Here is a 17,641-nt window from a genome sequence, read left to right on the forward strand (position 1 = left end):
CTTGTAGATTTGCTATTATACTTCGTATTTCAACTTAATGATCATAATCAATCATCAATGATGAATAATTACTGAAGATGAAAATACCGATTTTGAGCCAGAAAGTTTACCCGTTTTTATTGTCTGCCTACAGATGGTACTTACTCACGCCTGAGCGTTCACTGGATGCAGCTTATAAGGCTGCATTAGAGATTAAATTAGTAGAAAATGAGCATTTCGCTGGTAACAAAATAGAGATAAATTCAGGGATCTACAGTAACAGTGTGATGGATTATTTTGAGTCAGTTTTAAAGCAACAATTAAAAATTGCTCGGATGCGACTGACAGAGTTTCGAGCCAGTCGTTGGTTTTCTAATGAATCTCATCACAGGGCTGCGAGGAAAACCGGTATAGAATATCCTACTCCGTCTGCCATTTTAGAGAAATTAAATTTCATTGATCAAGTTATCTGTAAATATCATAACTTGGATTGTGAGGTCAATTCCCTGGAGTTAGTAAATCCGCTTCAAATAGTCAAAGTTACTCCGCCTAACTCTCAACCATCTGCACCAAAACTACCAAGTCAAAATCAAGAACAGAATCAAAAAAAGCGCGGGAAATCTGATACAGTTGGAATATTACCCCGTTCGCTTTTAGGTACAATCAGTCGTCTGCAAGTTGAATTAGATCCCAATGCTGAGGAAGATGTTATTAAAAAGTTTCGTTATAATCAAAGAAGAAGCATAATAGCCATTAGATTGATTTTATTATTAATAATAGTTCCTCTGTTAACTCATCAAATATCTAAGATATTAGTAGTAAGTCCGCTGGTTAATCATTTCAGAAGTGAGGAAACAGCACCAATATTTCTCAACTTGGAAATGGAGGAAGAAGCATTATTAGAAATGCAAAGATTTGAAGAAAAAATCAAGTTTAAAAATTTGATTAGTGGCGCACCGCGACTATCTGGGGAAGAGATGGAAATGGAGATGGAGGAAAAAGCCCATGAAATTGCTGAACAATTTCGTCGGGAAAGTGCTAACGCCATTAAAAATGTTTTTTCAGATATTTTTTCTGTTGGTGCTTTTATTTATTTGCTGCTGATTAGCAAGCCTTCGATTATGGTGTTAAAAGATTTCTTTGATGATATTGTTTATGGTTTAAGTGATAGTGCTAAGGCATTTATTATTATTTTATTTACTGATGTCTTTGTTGGTTTCCACTCTCCCCATGGCTGGGAAATAATTTTAGAGAGTGTATCACGTCATTGGGGCTTACCAGCTAACCGAGATTTTATTTTCTTATTTATTGCTACATTCCCGGTGATTTTGGATACCATCTTTAAGTACTGGATTTTCCGTTATTTAAACCGCATATCACCTTCTGCTGTGGCTACATATCGGAATATGAATGAGTAAAAAATTATCAATGTTGCGGTAATAAATTCGGGAAATCTAGATGCAAGAGCTAGGCTTTATACCGAGTCATTACCGCCCTGGGGTGTTTCTCAGCTTTAACTCAAGTGGTGTACTCGGCGTTAATTTTTACATAGTCGTAACTCAAATCACACCCCCAAGCTTTACCAGAACCATGTCCATTACCAACCTTAACTGTAATAATCACGGGATTATCTATTCTTTGTCCTGGGAGATGGTCGTGATACACAGAAGAGTCAGCCGCAGTTTGTTTTAAATATGCAGTGGCTGCTGCACGGTTAAATGATACTGGTTGACCATTTTCTAATAATAGGAAATCTCCTAATTTAATTTGTAAGTTGTCTTGCTCAAAGGGTACGCCAGCACGTCCGGCGGCGGCGGCGATACGTCCCCAGTTGGGATCACGTCCAAAGATGGCAGATTTAACCAGAGATGAACCTACAATGGTTTTAGCTATTTGACGGGCGGAAGCTTGATCATGAGCACCTGTGACTTGAACTTCAATTAAGCAGGTTGCACCTTCACCATCACGGGCGATCGCTTTTGCTAAATGCTGACAGACTGCTGTCAACATGGCCTGTAATTTTTCAGCTTCTGGACCGATTTCGGTAATTGCTGGTGTGCGAGATTGACCATTAGCCAAAGCAATTAAACTATCGTTGGTGCTGGTATCACCATCTACGGTAATGGAATTAAAACTTTGATCGGCTGCTCTACTTAACATTTGTTGCCACAAATGAGATGAAACGGCTGCATCACAAGTGACAAATGCTAACATAGTAGCCATGTTGGGATGAATCATTCCGGAACCTTTGGCAATACCACCAATTCGCACTGGGCGATCGCCGATAGTTGTTTCTAAGGCAATAGATTTTGTTACCAAGTCTGTAGTGACAATTGCCTTGGCTGCTGCATCCGAACCTGTTTGGGAGAGTGCTGCTACTAGCTGAGGAATACCACCACGTAGGGCATCCATTTTGATGCGTTGACCAATCACACCGGTGGAAGCTAGCAAAATCGATTCCGGGGAGATATTTAATTCCCGCGCTAATATTTCGGCACTTTCTACAGCATCATGCATACCTTGCATACCTGTGGAAGCATTTGCTTGACCAGCATTGCAGAGGATTGCACGGGCGCTATGTTTGGCTTGTAGGCGTTGGCGACAATAGTCTACACAGGCGGCTTTAACTTGGCTAGTGGTGAATACACCAGCTGCGATCGCCTCTACATCTGACCAGATTAAAGCTAAATCTGGCAATCCCGAAGGCTTTAGTCCCGCCGTGATTCCCGCCGCCTGATAACCTCTTGGAGCTGTAACACCGCCACTAATTTCCTGCCAATCTGCCATTTTTTTCTCCCGCCACTCTTAGCTGATTAACTGGCGATGATTATACCAATTCTTCACAACCACCAGATATTTGCCGGGTATGAAATAAGGAGAGCTGCCCATGCAGCTCTCCAGATCATCAGGGTGCATCCACATAGCACAGTATAGCATTTTAGATATGAGGTGTGATACACTTTATTTATCTTTTGTATCAATATTGTTGAACGGCGAAGGTATCTAGGTCTGAATATATGGCTAAAACTGCTTAGTACCAGGTGATTGCAATTATTTTGTTAATATTTTCTTAACCGATATATAATTTTCTTAATTCCAGATTAGGAATAAACACCATGAAGTGGTAACGGTATTATTGGTTACTATTGATAAAGGAGAATATACAAGTACATTTTTTTTAACTAATGTTAATATACAATCATTTAACTCAGTATTATATTTTTAATTATGACATTGGTAGTAAAACCCACAGTGAAAAGTATCAAGGAATATGCTTACCAGGCAATTCAACAACACCTGAAAAAAACTGTGAAATGGGAGACAGCAGTAAAAAAAGATGAGGATCCAGAAGGATTGCATCAAATGCGAGTCGGGATGCGTCGCCTACGTACTGCAATCAGTAGGTTTGATTTGGTACTGAATTTACCGCAGTCAGCTAGTGACCAAAAAATCAGTAAAATTGCTAGTACATTAGGTAAGCTTAGGGATATAGATGTAGTTAAAGAAACTTTAGAAACCCTTTACCAACCATATTTACCTCCTAAAGAACAAAAAGTACTGGCAACAGCTTTAAATGTTTTAGGTAAACAACGCCAAAAGGCATTATCGCGGACGCGGAAAACATTACAAGGGGAAGCTTACAATTCTCTCAAAGAAGGATTGTTACTTTGGTTGGATCAACCTATTTATAAACCTTTAGCATCTTTAAGCATTGAACAAGTGTTACCGGATTTACTTTTACCTGAAGTGAGTAGTTTTTTACTACATCCGGGGTGGCTAGTGGGGACTGATATTATAGATGCAGATGTAAAAGTTTGTATAAACTGGCCAGCAGAAAACATAGAACAGGAATTGACAACTAAAGGCGCGAGCATTCACAATTTACGTAAACAAGCCAAACGCCTGCGTTACCAAATGGAGTTATTTAGTGATTTATATGGTGAATCTTACGCAGGTTATGTTGCGGAAGTCAAAAGTATCCAAGACATATTAGGAAAGATGCAAGATAGTGTGGTGATGGGTGAGTGGCTGGAGGATGTATTCCGGTCACTTGAGGCCCAACTACCGACCCTCACCAGTTTATTAAGAGAAAATCGTTATCAAATGTGGCAGCAATGGCAACCTTTGCAAGAGCGCTATTTGCAAACTCAACATCGGCACAGTTTTCATTTAATGCTAACACGAAAGTCTCTACCTTGGTGCGAAGCAAGGTAGGGATGAATATTGGGAAATTACGAAAACCTCTCAGTAGAAACCCACAGTTCAGGCGAAGCCAACTGTGGGTAGTTCATATTACACCATACCACCAGCAGCTTGAAAACGAGCGCGGGCGCGTTTAAAAGCTTGGGTGGCTTGGATTTGTGCTTGGCGATCGCCTGGTGTCACCTGATTTAGACGGGTTTGCGCTTGGTTAAAAGCGGTACGTGCATCTTCAAGTGAAATCTTGTCGCCACGTTCAGCACCATTCACCAGAATGGTGACTTCATCTTCTTCAACTTCTGCAAAACCACCCAAAAGAGCGATGGCTTGCCAATCCTGATTTTTGCTAGCACGGACGCGCATTACACCTATATCCAGAGCTGTCAACATAGGGGCGTGTCCAGTTAAGATACCCAACTGACCGGTAGTACTAGGTAAAACTACTTCTTCAGCTACAGCATCCCAGACTGTTTTATCTGGTGCGACTACACGAACGGTGAGAGTCATTTGTCCTTTGTCCTTTGTCTGTAATTTTGCCTAATTTGTCACTAGCCATTAGGATTACGACTAATGACTAATGACTAATGACTAATGACTAACCTTTGAGCTTTTCAGCCTTAGCGATCGCTTCGTTAATATCGCCCACCAAGTAAAAAGCTTGTTCTGGTAATTCATCTAATTGGCCAGACAAAATCATTTGGAAGCCCTTGATAGTGTCTTCCAACTTCACATACTTACCAGGGGAACCGGTAAATACTTCAGCTACAAAGAAAGGCTGAGACAAGAAGCGCTCTACCTTCCGCGCCCGTGCTACAATCAGACGGTCTTCTTCAGACAATTCATCTAGACCGAGAATAGCGATAATGTCTTGAAGTTCTTTGTAACGTTGTAAAGTTGCTTGCACAGCACGAGCGGTATTGTAGTGTTCAGCACCAACGATATCAGGCTGTAACATAGTAGAAGTAGAACCCAGAGGGTCAACCGCAGGATAAATACCCTTAGCTGCTAAACCACGAGATAGTACTGTAGTTCCATCCAAGTGAGCAAAGGTGGTTGCAGGAGCGGGGTCGGTTAAGTCATCCGCAGGTACATACACCGCTTGAATAGAGGTAATAGAACCTTCCGTGGTGGAGGTAATCCGCTCTTGTAAAGCACCCACATCAGTTCCCAGGGTAGGCTGATATCCTACCGCGGAAGGCATCCGACCCAGAAGCGCTGACACTTCCGAACCTGCTTGTACAAACCGGAAGATGTTGTCAATAAACAGTAGTACGTCCTGCTTACTCACATCACGGAAGTACTCAGCCATAGTCAAACCTGACAGACCAACCCGCATTCTGGCTCCGGGTGGTTCGTTCATCTGACCATAAACTAGAGCAATTTTAGAATCATTGAGGTTATCTTTGTTGATTACTCCAGATTCGATCATTTCGTTGTAGAGGTCATTACCTTCGCGGGTGCGTTCACCTACACCAGCGAACACAGACACGCCACCGTGCTGGGTAGCGATGTTGTTAATTAATTCCATCATGATGACGGTTTTACCAACACCTGCACCACCGAACAGACCAATTTTGCCGCCACGGCGATAGGGGGTGAGGAGGTCAACAACTTTAATCCCAGTTTCAAATACTGAAGGTTTGGTTTCCAGTTCAGTGAATTGAGGAGAGGGGCGGTGAATTGGTAGGGTTTCCTGAACATTTACAGGCCCTTGATTGTCTACAGGTTCACCCAGGACGTTGAAAATCCGTCCCAAGGTAACTTTCCCAACTGGAACGCTGATGGGAGCGCCTGTATCAACAACTTCAAGACCCCGCACTAAGCCTTCAGTGGAGCTCATCGCCACGGATCGCACTTGGTTGTCCCCTAGAAGCTGTTGTACTTCAACTGTGAGGTTGATTTCCTGTCCTGCTTCGTTGGTGGCTGTGATCTTCAAAGCGTTGTAGATGCTGGGTAATTTTCCACCGGGAAATTTAACGTCTACAACTGGGCCAATAATTTGGGTAATGTAGCCAATATTTGTTTTTTCTGCTGTGGTGACCATGGGGAACCTAATAATTGAAACTATATTTCAGGTAGGGTCTTAGAAGACTTGAGATGATGCAATGTCATCTTACACTCTAGCACCGCAGGGGGACACAACTACCTTAGTAATTCCTTAAAAAAGGGATCAATTACTGGATGTTGGGGCGCAAGGTAAATTGTTATAGCACTACGCATACACGTTAGGACATCATAATTGTGGTTTTAAGGGAACAGGGAATGGGTAACAACAAGCAGGGAAATGTCCTAACACTTGTGGTTACTGCTATATCAACCAAAACATTATTTACCCAGTATCACCAACTCAGGCGATCGCCCCAATTGTTGACCATTTTACTGCTAATGCCTGAGACTCTGGCTAAATCTTCTCTAGATGTAAATTTTTGCGCCTCACGAGCAGTAATGATTCTTTGCGCTAATCGCTCACCTATCCCCGGAAGAGTTATTAGTTCTTGTATACTAGCTGTATTAATGTTGACTGTGGTTATTTCGTGATTATCCCTGGACTTGCGGCTAATTATCTGGGGACATTCTTCTGCTTGTGCGGCGATTTTTTCCTGAACTAATGGAGGTATACCCAATATCGCACCCCCATAAAGCCGCGTAAATTCCCGGTCGTAATGGGCGGCAATGGTAGGATTTTTGACTATTAATACTGCCTCATCGTTACCATAATTGGCGGACTGTGACCAGTTGTGAGAACCTGTAATTACTGTTTCTTGGTCAATTACGGCAAATTTATGATGTAATAAATCCCCCGGAGCTAAAGTGGGAACACCGACTGTAGTCAGGGGGGTTTGCCAAGGATGATTATCAATTTCGTATTGACAATTATAACTCAGCGCCGCCCCCATCATGTCTAAAGCTTCGCTATAGTGACGATAGGCAAAGTCTGAATCCATCAAAGCGCGGATAGTCACATTTTGCAGGTGACGGGTTTCTAGAATCGGTGACAGACGCTGCTCGGAAAACACAAACAAGGCCATATCAATGGATTTGGTAGACTCAGCTAAGTTTTGACCAATTAAACCATTACTAGATTTGTCCCAAGGTTGGCCGCGGGAAGTGGGGGAAAAATGTACAGTAATTTCAGTTTCACCTAATTGAATAGTTTGGGGCGATCGCCTGGGTTTACCCAAGCCAAATCTGCTATCTGGCTTCCCGAACGGACCATCCCCCCACATAATGTTAAACTCTTGAGTAAATAAACTGGCTAATTCTGGACTGTCAATATGTAACAGATTATTAGCATTACCTAGGCTGCTAGGGTTGTTATATTGACCGTGGATATCACTGAGGGTAAAATTTGCTGAGGTGGCAATTACCCAACGATTATCTACCACCAAGAATTTATGATGCATCAAATTACTCCCAGCAGAACCATCAGCACGGTCATCTATCCAGGGAATTTGGGCATTTTGTAAAATTATTAACCCATCTCGTTGATTAATTTCTTCCTCACTGAGGCGATGATCTCGGTTTTGGTCTACAAAATCATAAAATTCTTGATAACGAGCTTGTTCTCTGGGGCTTAACTTCCGCACCTCCGCGGGTGTTAAACTACTCCAAGGACGACTGTAATTATCTTCTAAAATTACCCGCACCCGTACACCGGCTTTTTGCCTTGCTACTAATGCTTGGGCAATTTTTGGTAGGCGCAATTCTTGAATGGCTACATCTACTGTAGATGTGGCTCTAGAAATGGTATCAATAATCTGTTGTTCTAGGTTATCTCCCAGGCGAGTTTGTAGGCGATAGGGTTCTGGATATTTTGCTGATGGGGAATGGTTAAAGTAAACTTTAACTAGTGGGTCTTGTGGTAGGGCTGGTAAAAGCTGAGTTTTATCTGGTAGTTTTTGACAAGCCGTGATCATCAAAACCAGCAAAAAGATCAGGATGTATTTTCGTGGTGGGAAAATCAGCACGGTAGTTCACTAACAGTGGATTGGGGAAAAATCAACAATCTATTGTCATCCTATTTGAGTTGAGAAATTATCAGTGAGGAAAGGGAACAGGGAACACACCGAACAGAAATTGTTCATGAATCATTGAGGATTGCTATATATGGTAAATTTATGCCTAACGCCACATTATAACAATCATGCCGAAAACCCTTGAGAAACAGACCCATAGCGCCGTATTTCCTATCTATTTATTAATATGCAAATATATTTAGATTACAGCGCCACCACTCCCACTCGCCCTGAAGCCATGGCTGCGATGCAAGCAGTCCTCAATCAACAGTGGGGTAATCCTTCTAGTTTACATGAGTGGGGACAACGGGCGGCTACAATTGTGGAACAGGCAAGAATCGAAGTCGCAGAATTAATTCATGGTGCGCCAGAATCCATAGTTTTTACCGCTGGTGGTACTGAGTCCAATAATTTAGCTATCATTGGCATTGCTAGATTATATAATCTACCCCAACATATAATTATTTCTCAGGTGGAACATTCCGCTATTTCTGAACCTGCGCGGTTATTAGAAAAGTGGGGTTGGGAGGTAACCCGCTTGGGTGTAGATTGCAAGGGGAGGGTTAACCCCCAAGAGTTACAAGCAGCATTACAAGACAATACTGTTTTAGTGTCTGTAATTTATGGACAAAGTGAAATTGGTACGGTCCAACCCATTGCAGAATTAGCAAAGATTACGCGGGAACACGGGGTTTTATTTCACACTGACGCGGTACAAGCGGCGGGACGTTTACCCATAGATGTGCAAGAATTATCAATAGATTTACTGAGTATTTCTAGTCATAAAATATATGGACCTCAAGGAGCAGGGGCGCTCTATGTGCGTCCAGGTATAGAATTAGTTCCTCTGCTGTGTGGTGGGGGTCAAGAAATGGGTTTACGCTCCGGTACTCAAGCTGTCCCCGCTATTGCGGGTTTTGGAATTGCGGCACAATTAGCAGCGGTAGAATTACCCAGAGAAACACCCCGGTTAATTAAGTTGCGCGATCGCCTATTTGCCCAATTAGCAGATATTCCCGGTTTAGTCCCCACGGGTGATTTAGTGAATCGGTTACCTCACCATGTGAGTTTGTGTATAAAAGATGCGGATGGTAAAAAAATCAGTGGTAAAGCCCTAGTTAGACAAATGAATCTGGCTGGTATTGGTATTAGTGCTGGTTCTGCCTGTCATAGTGGTAAACTTAGTCCCAGCCCCATACTTTTAGCCATGGGTTATTCAGAGTCAGCAGCTTTAGGAGGGGTACGTTTTACCCTAGGGCGTGAAACTACCCCTGCTGATGTAGATTGGGCTGCGATGGTATTTCAGCAAATTTTACACCGAATTTATTCCTGATAAGGGAGCCAGGGAATAAATTAAGAGTCTAAAAGCTTAAGTCGGTTGAAAACCGACTAGGAAGAAGGGTCAAGGAACTTGTCCTAATAACTTCCACAAATATTCACCATAACTATTTTTGGCGTATTTATCTGCGATCGCTCCTAGTTGCTCTGGGGTAATCCACCCCTTTTGGTTGGTAATTTCTTCAGGACAGACAATTTTCAACCCCTACCATAGCGGTAATCGTGGGGCGATCGCCTATTTGCCCAATTAGATGTAGACTGGGCTGCGATGGTATTTCAGCAAATTTTACACCGAATTTATTCCTGATAAATTCTTGGCTGACCTATGAGAATTTCTTATACAAGTGCATGAATTATACATTACTAACATAGAATTATGTAGTACGCAGGTAAATAAGCATCTATGTCACAGTCCGAACCTAGACTTGAACATTTTGCCGTCAAAAGTCAAATAGTGAGCGAATTAGCTTTCCTATTTACTATTTATATTCTGGTAACTGCACTATTATTTTTACACTTCCGCACCTGGGACTCTACCATCACTCGCCAGGTATGGGGTGTCTTTGTTTATCCCAGTGTACTATTTGGTGGCGTTGCTTTAGCTTGGCGATATATTTCCCATGTCATCTGGATATTACCCATAGGTTCCCTGGTGTTTATGGGATTACCATTTCTAGTAACCGTCCTAGGGGGATGGAGTTTAATTCCTCTGGGTATATTCGGTATTAGCGCCACTATTTTCGTTTACATATTATATTTATCCCCACAAGACCGACCGGTGATTAAAACCCTGCAACTTTTAGGGGCGGGAATGATTCTCGCGGTATTTTATTTTTTCGTGGTCAATGGTTATAATTATGCCAATATATTCGCAGACCTAACTGCTTATACTAATACCGTTAACCGAGATACCCTGTTTCATTCTGCTATTGTGCAGATGATCGCTAAGTTTAATACACCATCAACAGGATTAGATGGTGTACAACCTTTAAGCTATCATGTTGCCGTACATCGTTGGGTGGCGGCAAATTTCAACATTTTAGGCGGAAAAGTACCTCTACTATTAGGTATTTGCCAACAAGTAGCTTTTGTACCGGCGGTTTTATTTGCTACAGTTTTAGCCTTGATGTGTTTGCTATCGACTCCACTTTCCACACTAGTGGCTTGTGAGTTTACTTTTTTAGGTTTATGGTTGTTCGGAACTCGCACCTGGGATTTGTATTTAGCCGGTGAATCCTATGCTTTTTCCCTACCTATATTTATAGCCATGATACCAGTAGGACAAAGATGGTTGTACAAAGCTAGGGAAAGTAATCGCTGGTTGACAGTTGACCTTTTACCCCTAACATTGGCTGTGGTAGCAGTCCTAGCTTGTGGCGCTGCAAAGATTTCTTCAGGGGTGATACTGGCTTTATTTCTCATCCTCTGTGGGTTTATCCCTAAAATGTGGCACAAAAATCAACTGAATTGGCGATATGTAGGACTGTTATTAGCTTTAGCGATCGCTTTTTTTGTGGGATGTTTAGCCTTAGCCTATAGCTTTAGTGCTGGAAATCTGACTAACATCTTTTATCCTTTTCACTTTGCACGCACCTACAGAAGTCCGTTTATTTGGCAAAATATCATATTTTTAGGGTTAATCATCCCATTCTACGGGTTGCAGAGGAATCAAGAAAAATTCCTGGGGCGATCGCAGGTGATCATCCTCACACTGCTATTTTTAGCATCTCAACTACCAGGAGCTTTACTGGAAATCGGCGGACCTTCAGCATATTATTTTGTCCTACCAGCGCTGTTAGTTACCTTATTATTTACCTTGGCTGCTGTAGCTGACTATTGGTCAGTCAACCGCAAAACCGGTTTTCTGTTCATTGTAGATCCCCTAGACCATGAAACCAAACCCTTGTCTCCAACTATTCGTTGGGGACTTATAACCTTAGTTTTAATTTTTTCATTGTCCAGTGGAACGGGAATTGTCTATCGTGGTAGTCATAAGGATAGGGGGTTAGGGTTTGCGAGTCAGTTAGTAATTGTTCTAGATCGGTTTTCTCCTCAGTCAGATTCATTGACTGATTTGAGAGGATTAAGTAAACGCCAGCGTCAGTTAGGGTTGTTACTTTTTCCTCCCAGCGTGAACTGGGAAATATTCAAGACCTCAACCGAGTTGGGTTACATCCAAGCAGGACTTGCTAAATTAACTGAATCCAAAAAATTACAACCAGGTGATAACTTAGCCATTCATATTTCACATGACTTTTCAGGCTTTTGGCAACCCAGAGGCGGAAGAAATTGTTGGGATAAATCTTTTGTCATTCCTGCAATGACCGGATTACCCCTGGTAAATGGAGTCAGAGGTGAGAATAGTGACTGTGATTTAACTAAAGATTTTGGTATGACAGACTATAGTAAAGAGTCTTGGAATCGTCCACTTTCTAAGGAAGATATCTGTACTAAGTCCACTAAATTAGGGTTTAATCAGGTGTTGAATGTTTCTCAGTCACAAATTCAACTATACTCTTGTAATGGGTTCGACCAGAAGTAAATTATCTGGGAAATAGCTCCAGTCTAGAATTGCATTTACTCCAACCATCATCAAATGTCTCATATATCTGTTGTCATCCCTGTATATAAAGCAGAAAAAATCCTTGATGTTCTCTATGAGAGGCTCAAAGTTTCCTTGTCTGAGATTACACAGGATTTTGAAATCATTTTAGTTGAGGATTGTGGGGGCGATCGCTCTTGGGATATTATTGTGGAGTTAAGTAAGATCGACCCGCGGGTGAAAGGAATTCAATTTAGTCGCAATTTTGGCCAGCATTATGGCATCACAGCAGGGTTAGATCATTGTGACGCTGACTGGGTAGTTGTTATGGATTGTGATTTGCAAGACAGACCAGAAGAAATTCCCCGAATGTATCGCAAAGCTCAACAGGGTTATGATGTTGTCTTAGCTCGCAGAGGTAAACGTCAAGATCCCCCCATGAAGCGACTTACTTCATGGTTGTTTTATCAAATCTTTAACTACTTGACCGATTTACAATATGATGGGCAGGTAGGTAACTTCCGCATTATCTCTCGTCAAGTTGTCGAGAACTTTTGTTTAATGCGGGAACAACTGAGATTTTTTGGTGGTTTGGTCGATTGGATGGGATTTCCCACCGCTAGTATTAACATTACCCATGACCAGCGTTTTGAGGGCAAAAGCACTTATACTTTTGCCAAACTCTGGAAGCTAGCTAGTGAAACAATTATCGCCTATTCAGACAAGCCTCTACGCCTGTCTATTAAGTTAGGTTTTCTGATTTCCACTTTGTCATTTATCTATGGTATTTATATTGCTGTTAGGGTTGTGTTTTATGGTTCGCCTGTAACTGGTTGGAGTAGCCTGATTGTGTCTTTGTATTTTCTAGGTGGGATTATTATTTCTATTCTGGGAATACTAGGTATTTATTTAGGGAAAACTTTTGATCAGACAAAAAGAAGACCTTTATATTTAGTCAGGAATAAAACTGATAGTGTACATAAAACTTTAAATATCAGTTATGAACTAAAAAAATGTGATGAATATGTCTGAGGATATTGTATTTACTCCATGGGATTCTCGCGCTTTTGGAATCAAAACATTTGAAATACCCTATATATCTGAAAATGACCTAAAAAATAAGCTAGAGAAAATTAAAAAGCAAAAATCTCAGGGACACTATACTATTAAAATTAACCCACTAGCGCCAAAAAAAACATTACATGAATTTGGTTTTTATTATTGTGATACCTTAATTGAACCTTATTGTAGTTCTGAGAGGTTATTAACATATCAAAGAGAGGGTATAGACATTTGTGAACCATTAAACATAGACGAAATAAGTCAGATTGTTTATGGCGCATTCACTTATGGTCGCTTCCATAGAGATTTCAATATCAATCAAAATCTTGCCGATCTAAGATATGATTTGTGGTTAAGAGACCTTTGGCAGTCCAAAAAAGTTTTTAGTTTAATGTTTTATGGTTCTGTAGTAGGTTTTTGGGCATATTCAGATAATAAAATTTTACTCCATGCTTTAAGTAAAGAGTATAGAGGAAAAGGACTATCCAAATATTTTTGGAGTGTTGCTTGTAAAAGATTATTAGAAAAAGGTTATCAAGAATTAACAAGTTCAATATCTATATCTAATGTTGCCGTTCTAAATCTCTATTCATCTTTAGGATTTAGGTTTAGAAACTCGGTAGATATATATCATCTACTTGTAGAATAATCAATTACATACAATTTTAAATAATACTCATGAATCATCTTTACATCCTCTTAACCATCCTGTTTACAGTCTACGGACAAATTGTAATTAAATGGCAAGTGCAACTGGCGGGAGCATTTCCCCCAGACAACATAGCCAAACTACAATACATCATTAAACTACTACTCAACCCCTGGGTAATTAGTAGCTTTACCTGTGCATTCCTAGCAGCAATTAGCTGGATGGCCGCCATGACTAAATTTGACCTCAGCTATGCTTACCCATTCATGAGTTTAGCCTTTGTCCTAGTCCTCTTCCTCAGCGCCATCTTTTTTAAAGAACCCGTGACTATTCCCAAATCCCTGGGGTTGGGATTAATTATCTTAGGTATTATCATTGGTAGCAAAGGGTAGAAATCCACCTCTCAAAAGAATCATAAAAAATTAATATGCCCCAAATTACCCAAGGAATTCGCTCAATCCTTTCAATCCCTTTCTTTTATAGCTTATTTCAAAAAATACTAGGTCAGAATAGAGCCTATAATATTCTGATTAAAAATTATATTAGGCCTAATAGTGGCGATCGCATACTAGATATTGGTTGTGGACCTGCTGATCTATTATCCTACTTACCCCAAGTAGAGTATATAGGATTTGATGCCAGTGAAAAGTATATTAGTGATGCCAAAAAGCGTTATGGCAATCAGGGAACCTTTATCTGTGAACTAGTCACATCTGACAACCTCACATATAGAGAATACTTTGATATTGTTGTAGTGTTTGGAGTATTACATCATCTTGACGATATAGAAGCAGAAAAACTGTTTAAACTAGCTCACACTGCCTTGAAACCCGGAGGCCGATTAGTAGCCGTTGAGCCTTGCTACACAGAGAATCAATCCCCCATTGCCAGATGGATTATATCTAAAGACCGGGGACAAAATGTAAGGGATGAAAAAGGTTACTTAAATCTAGCGTATAATTTATTCCCCCCCCCCACATACATCCTGTAACATCCGTCATGACTTATTACGGATACCCTATACTCATATCATTATAGAATCTATAAAACCTGATTAAACGGAAAAATCACATATTTTTTTTAATAAACAATAATTTTCGATGAAAATCTGCCCCCAATGTCACCATCATTTTAACCAACCTAACTGGGATTGTCCCGCCTGTGGTTACACACCCCCAATATTAGATGGACACCAGAGCTTTGCACCGCAACTCGCAGCGGCCAGCGAAGGATTTGAGGCCTCAGCGTTCCCCATACTAGCAAAACTAGAAGCCAAAAACTTCTGGTTTCGCGCCCGCAACCGCTTAATCATTTACGCCATTAAACATTACTTCCCCCACGCTCGAACCTTCCTAGAAATTGGCTGCGGAACTGGCTTTGTCCTTCAGGGAATTGAAAAACACCTCCCCCACCTCATCACCTGCGGTAGTGAAATATTTACTACCGGCTTAGAATTTGCCACCGACCGCCTGTGTAAAACTACACTATTTCAAATGGATGCCCGTAATATCCCCTTTGCGGAAGAATTTGATATTATTGGAGCTTTCGACGTTCTGGAACACATCGAACAAGATGAAGATGTACTTACACAAATGTATCAAGCTATTCCAATCGGGGGGGGGTATAATACTGACTGTCCCCCAACATCCCTGGTTATGGAGTCAAGCTGATACCTACGCTCACCACGTCCGGCGCTATATTAAACAAGATTTAATCACCAAGTTACAGCAAACAGGATTTAAAGTAGTAAAAGTTACCTCTTTTGTTTCTCTTCTCTTACCCTTAATGCTACTTTCTCGACTCAATCAGCGCTCATCAACTTATGACCCCACCAGTGAGTTAAAAATTAGTGGCACCTTAAATTACCTCTTAGAGAAAATTTTAGATGTAGAACGCTGGTTGATTAAACTAGGTTTTTCCTTCCCCTGGGGTGGCTCTTTGTTAGTAATTGCCTACAAACAATAACCCATGAATAAAATACCCTTTAACAAACCCTACATGACCGGTAAAGAGCTATGGTATATCAGCCAAGCTCACCACGCCGGACAACTCGCAGGGGATGGTAACTATACCAAAAAATGCCATCAATGGCTAGAAACCCATACCCACTCCCATAAAGCCCTCCTGACTCACTCCTGCACCGCCGCCCTAGAAATGTCAGCTATTTTAGCTGATTTGGAACCAGGAGACGAGGTAATTATGCCCAGTTATACCTTCGTTTCCACCGCCAACGCCTTTGTTCTCAGGGGAGCTATTCCCGTATTTGTAGATATCCGCCCCGATACCCTCAATTTAGATGAAACCCTAGTAGAAACAGCTATTACACACCGCACCCGCGCCATTGTCCCCGTCCATTATGCTGGGGTTGGTTGTGAAATGGATACCTTGCAACAAATTACCACCAAACATCAACTATTGTTAATTGAAGATGCAGCCCAGGGACTGATGTCATCCTATAAAGGAAAACCCCTTGGTAGTTTTGGTGACTTGGCTTGCTTTAGTTTCCATGAAACTAAAAATATTATCGCCGGTGAAGGCGGTGCTTTAATTATCAATAATCCCCAATTCACAGAATCAGCGGAAATCATTCGGGAAAAAGGTACTAACCGTAGTCAATTTTTCCGGGGGCAGGTAGATAAGTATACCTGGATAGAAAAAGGCTCTAGTTACTTACCAGGAGAATTAATTGCCGCTTTTCTCTATGCGCAACTTGAAGAAGCACAACAAATTATTACCAACCGCCTCAAAGTATGGGACTATTATCATCAACTGCTAGAACCTTTAGAAAAATCCGGTAAATTACGCCGTCCTATCATTCCCCCTGACTGTCAGCACAATGCCCATATGTACTATATCCTGCTAGAGGATTTACAAACCCGTACCCAGCTAATTAACTACCTCAAAGAACAAGGTATTAATGCGGTGTTTCACTATGTACCTTTACATAGCTCTCCTGGTGGTAAGCATTATGGACGGGTGAACGGAAAGATGGATCATACTAACCTTCTGTCTGATTGTTTATTGCGGTTACCCATGTTTCCAGAGTTGACAACTTCACAGATAGAAATGATTGTCGGGGCTGTTAAGAAGATGTTTTAAAAGTCTCTCATGATGTACCAAATATTTTCAGATCCCCCTAAATCACCCTTTTCAAGGACGACTTTAAAGAATTTAGCCCCTCTTTTTAAGGGGGGTTGGGGGGATCAATCAGTGTCATTGATGACAATAAAAAACTTTTGAAACAACCTCTAAGAGTTTTTAATATCCACATGGAAGCCATGATTTATAGTTATTCACACCCAAGCCATCATCGATAGTTATCCACACGGGAGCCATCATCGATAGTTATCCACATGGGAGCCATGATTTATAGTTATCCACACGGGAGCCAGGGAATGAATTCCCTGTCTAAAAGCTTAAGTCGGTTGAAAACCGACTAGGAAGATGGGTCAAGGAACTTGTCCTAATAACTTCCACAAATATTCACCATAGCTATTCTTGGCGTATTGATCTGCGATCGCTCCTAGTTGCTCTGGGGTAATCCACCCCTTTTGGTAGGCAATTTCTTCGAGACAGGCAATTTTTAATCCCTGACGATTTTCGATAGTTTGCACAAACTGGGAAGCGTCTAATAAGCTCTCATGGGTACCCGCATCCAGCCAAGCAAAGCCCCGACCGAGTAACTCCACCCGTAAATTACCTGTTTGTAAATAGCAGGACTTACGCAACTGGCACAAATAGGGAGCGGAGGGAGCCGCGCCACGGGACAATTTCAATTAAACCAAGCACATAGGAATACTTGGGCGTTTGAGTTGCTGTATTAAATAATTAGACAGCAAATTATGCTTGATTTGA

General features: G+C 41.3%; 17 protein-coding genes. 12 read left to right on the forward strand and 5 right to left on the reverse strand.

Annotated elements, in window-relative coordinates; all coding sequences use genetic code 11:
• The first annotated feature begins 77 nt into the window (after positions 1-77).
• On the forward strand, positions 78-1,397 hold the full coding sequence (locus NWP21_RS08330) for a proton extrusion protein PcxA (RefSeq protein ID WP_280792324.1): 1,320 nt from the start codon (positions 78-80) through the stop codon (positions 1,395-1,397).
• A gap of 100 nt (positions 1,398-1,497) precedes the next feature.
• Here NWP21_RS08330 and argJ read toward each other — a convergent pair whose 3' ends face one another.
• Positions 1,498-2,766, reverse strand: coding sequence for a bifunctional ornithine acetyltransferase/N-acetylglutamate synthase (gene argJ / locus NWP21_RS08335; protein ID WP_280792325.1), 1,269 nt, complete (start codon positions 2,764-2,766; stop codon positions 1,498-1,500).
• A 441-nt stretch (positions 2,767-3,207) separates the two neighbouring features.
• Here argJ and NWP21_RS08340 point away from each other — a divergent pair, with 441 nt between their 5' ends.
• Positions 3,208-4,194 (forward strand): CHAD domain-containing protein, encoded by a 987-nt coding sequence (locus tag NWP21_RS08340; protein WP_280792326.1) that lies wholly within the window; start codon positions 3,208-3,210, stop codon positions 4,192-4,194.
• Between the two features lie 78 nt (positions 4,195-4,272).
• On the opposite strand, the gene atpC is transcribed toward NWP21_RS08340, so the two are convergent.
• From atpC to NWP21_RS08355, 3 genes are all read right to left on the reverse strand, one after another.
• Complete coding sequence (gene atpC / locus NWP21_RS08345) at positions 4,273-4,686, reverse strand: ATP synthase F1 subunit epsilon (RefSeq protein ID WP_271734843.1); 414 nt, start codon at positions 4,684-4,686, stop codon at positions 4,273-4,275.
• Positions 4,687-4,774: 88 nt separating this feature from the next.
• Positions 4,775-6,223 carry a F0F1 ATP synthase subunit beta gene (gene atpD / locus NWP21_RS08350; RefSeq protein WP_271734842.1) on the reverse strand — a complete coding sequence of 483 codons (1,449 nt, stop codon included), beginning with the start codon at positions 6,221-6,223 and terminating at the stop codon, positions 4,775-4,777.
• 295 nt (positions 6,224-6,518) lie between these two features.
• Positions 6,519-8,147 carry a phospholipase D-like domain-containing protein gene (locus tag NWP21_RS08355; RefSeq protein ID WP_280792327.1) on the reverse strand — a complete coding sequence of 543 codons (1,629 nt, stop codon included), beginning with the start codon at positions 8,145-8,147 and terminating at the stop codon, positions 6,519-6,521.
• Between the two features lie 235 nt (positions 8,148-8,382).
• Here NWP21_RS08355 and NWP21_RS08360 point away from each other — a divergent pair, with 235 nt between their 5' ends.
• The 10 genes from NWP21_RS08360 to rffA all read left to right on the forward strand — a co-directional run bounded on the left by NWP21_RS08360 (position 8,383) and on the right by rffA (position 16,885).
• Complete coding sequence (locus NWP21_RS08360) at positions 8,383-9,528, forward strand: cysteine desulfurase family protein (RefSeq protein ID WP_280792328.1); 1,146 nt, start codon at positions 8,383-8,385, stop codon at positions 9,526-9,528.
• Positions 9,529-9,646: 118 nt separating this feature from the next.
• Positions 9,647-9,784, forward strand: a complete 138-nt coding sequence (locus NWP21_RS08365) for a hypothetical protein (RefSeq protein WP_280792329.1) — start codon at positions 9,647-9,649, stop codon at positions 9,782-9,784.
• Between the two features lie 152 nt (positions 9,785-9,936).
• Complete coding sequence (locus NWP21_RS08370; protein ID WP_280792330.1) at positions 9,937-12,075, forward strand: hypothetical protein; 2,139 nt, start codon at positions 9,937-9,939, stop codon at positions 12,073-12,075.
• A 54-nt stretch (positions 12,076-12,129) separates the two neighbouring features.
• Positions 12,130-13,107, forward strand: a complete 978-nt coding sequence (locus NWP21_RS08375; protein WP_280792331.1) for a glycosyltransferase family 2 protein — start codon at positions 12,130-12,132, stop codon at positions 13,105-13,107.
• Positions 13,100-13,786, forward strand: a complete 687-nt coding sequence (locus NWP21_RS08380; protein WP_280792332.1) for a GNAT family N-acetyltransferase — start codon at positions 13,100-13,102, stop codon at positions 13,784-13,786. Before NWP21_RS08375 ends, NWP21_RS08380 begins: the two co-directional genes overlap by 8 nt.
• Before the next feature lie 29 nt (positions 13,787-13,815).
• Entirely contained in the window at positions 13,816-14,178 is a 363-nt protein-coding gene (locus tag NWP21_RS08385; protein WP_280792333.1) for an EamA family transporter, read from the forward strand.
• 35 nt (positions 14,179-14,213) lie between these two features.
• Positions 14,214-14,777: a class I SAM-dependent methyltransferase gene (locus tag NWP21_RS08390; protein WP_280792334.1), complete on the forward strand. Its 564-nt coding sequence runs from the start codon at positions 14,214-14,216 to the stop codon at positions 14,775-14,777.
• A gap of 109 nt (positions 14,778-14,886) precedes the next feature.
• The gene (locus NWP21_RS08395; protein WP_280792335.1) at positions 14,887-15,456 is read left to right on the forward strand and encodes a class I SAM-dependent methyltransferase; all 570 of its coding nucleotides are present in this window, start codon (positions 14,887-14,889) and stop codon (positions 15,454-15,456) included.
• A 115-nt stretch (positions 15,457-15,571) separates the two neighbouring features.
• A complete protein-coding gene (locus tag NWP21_RS08400) occupies positions 15,572-15,751 on the forward strand; it encodes a hypothetical protein (protein WP_280792336.1) in 180 nt (59 codons plus the stop codon).
• A gap of 3 nt (positions 15,752-15,754) precedes the next feature.
• Positions 15,755-16,885, forward strand: a complete 1,131-nt coding sequence (gene rffA, locus NWP21_RS08405) for a dTDP-4-amino-4,6-dideoxygalactose transaminase (protein ID WP_280792337.1) — start codon at positions 15,755-15,757, stop codon at positions 16,883-16,885.
• Positions 16,886-17,235: 350 nt separating this feature from the next.
• Here rffA and NWP21_RS08410 read toward each other — a convergent pair whose 3' ends face one another.
• On the reverse strand, positions 17,236-17,556 hold the full coding sequence (locus tag NWP21_RS08410) for a sugar phosphate nucleotidyltransferase (protein ID WP_348519764.1): 321 nt from the start codon (positions 17,554-17,556) through the stop codon (positions 17,236-17,238).
• Positions 17,557-17,641 lie beyond the last annotated feature (85 nt).

It is taken from the genome of Anabaenopsis sp. FSS-46 (assembly GCF_029891665.1).
In the GTDB taxonomy this organism is placed as follows: domain Bacteria; phylum Cyanobacteriota; class Cyanobacteriia; order Cyanobacteriales; family Nostocaceae; genus Anabaenopsis; species Anabaenopsis arnoldii.

What these genes read in the sequence shown, in the direction of transcription:
- argJ (WP_280792325.1), bottom strand. Translation starts at nt 2,766, where the DNA reads ATGGCAGATTGGCAGGAAATTAGTGGCGGTGTTACAGCTCCAAGAGGT.
- atpC (WP_271734843.1), bottom strand. Translation starts at nt 4,686, where the DNA reads ATGACTCTCACCGTTCGTGTAGTCGCACCAGATAAAACAGTCTGGGAT.
- NWP21_RS08360 (WP_280792328.1), top strand. Translation starts at nt 8,383, where the DNA reads ATGCAAATATATTTAGATTACAGCGCCACCACTCCCACTCGCCCTGAA.
- atpD (WP_271734842.1), bottom strand. Translation starts at nt 6,223, where the DNA reads ATGGTCACCACAGCAGAAAAAACAAATATTGGCTACATTACCCAAATT.
- NWP21_RS08385 (WP_280792333.1), top strand. Translation starts at nt 13,816, where the DNA reads ATGAATCATCTTTACATCCTCTTAACCATCCTGTTTACAGTCTACGGA.
- rffA (WP_280792337.1), top strand. Translation starts at nt 15,755, where the DNA reads ATGAATAAAATACCCTTTAACAAACCCTACATGACCGGTAAAGAGCTA.
- NWP21_RS08375 (WP_280792331.1), top strand. Translation starts at nt 12,130, where the DNA reads ATGTCTCATATATCTGTTGTCATCCCTGTATATAAAGCAGAAAAAATC.
- NWP21_RS08390 (WP_280792334.1), top strand. Translation starts at nt 14,214, where the DNA reads ATGCCCCAAATTACCCAAGGAATTCGCTCAATCCTTTCAATCCCTTTC.
- NWP21_RS08395 (WP_280792335.1), top strand. Translation starts at nt 14,887, where the DNA reads ATGAAAATCTGCCCCCAATGTCACCATCATTTTAACCAACCTAACTGG.
- NWP21_RS08400 (WP_280792336.1), top strand. Translation starts at nt 15,572, where the DNA reads ATGCTACTTTCTCGACTCAATCAGCGCTCATCAACTTATGACCCCACC.
- NWP21_RS08340 (WP_280792326.1), top strand. Translation starts at nt 3,208, where the DNA reads ATGACATTGGTAGTAAAACCCACAGTGAAAAGTATCAAGGAATATGCT.
- NWP21_RS08330 (WP_280792324.1), top strand. Translation starts at nt 78, where the DNA reads ATGAAAATACCGATTTTGAGCCAGAAAGTTTACCCGTTTTTATTGTCT.
- NWP21_RS08370 (WP_280792330.1), top strand. Translation starts at nt 9,937, where the DNA reads ATGTCACAGTCCGAACCTAGACTTGAACATTTTGCCGTCAAAAGTCAA.
- NWP21_RS08380 (WP_280792332.1), top strand. Translation starts at nt 13,100, where the DNA reads ATGTCTGAGGATATTGTATTTACTCCATGGGATTCTCGCGCTTTTGGA.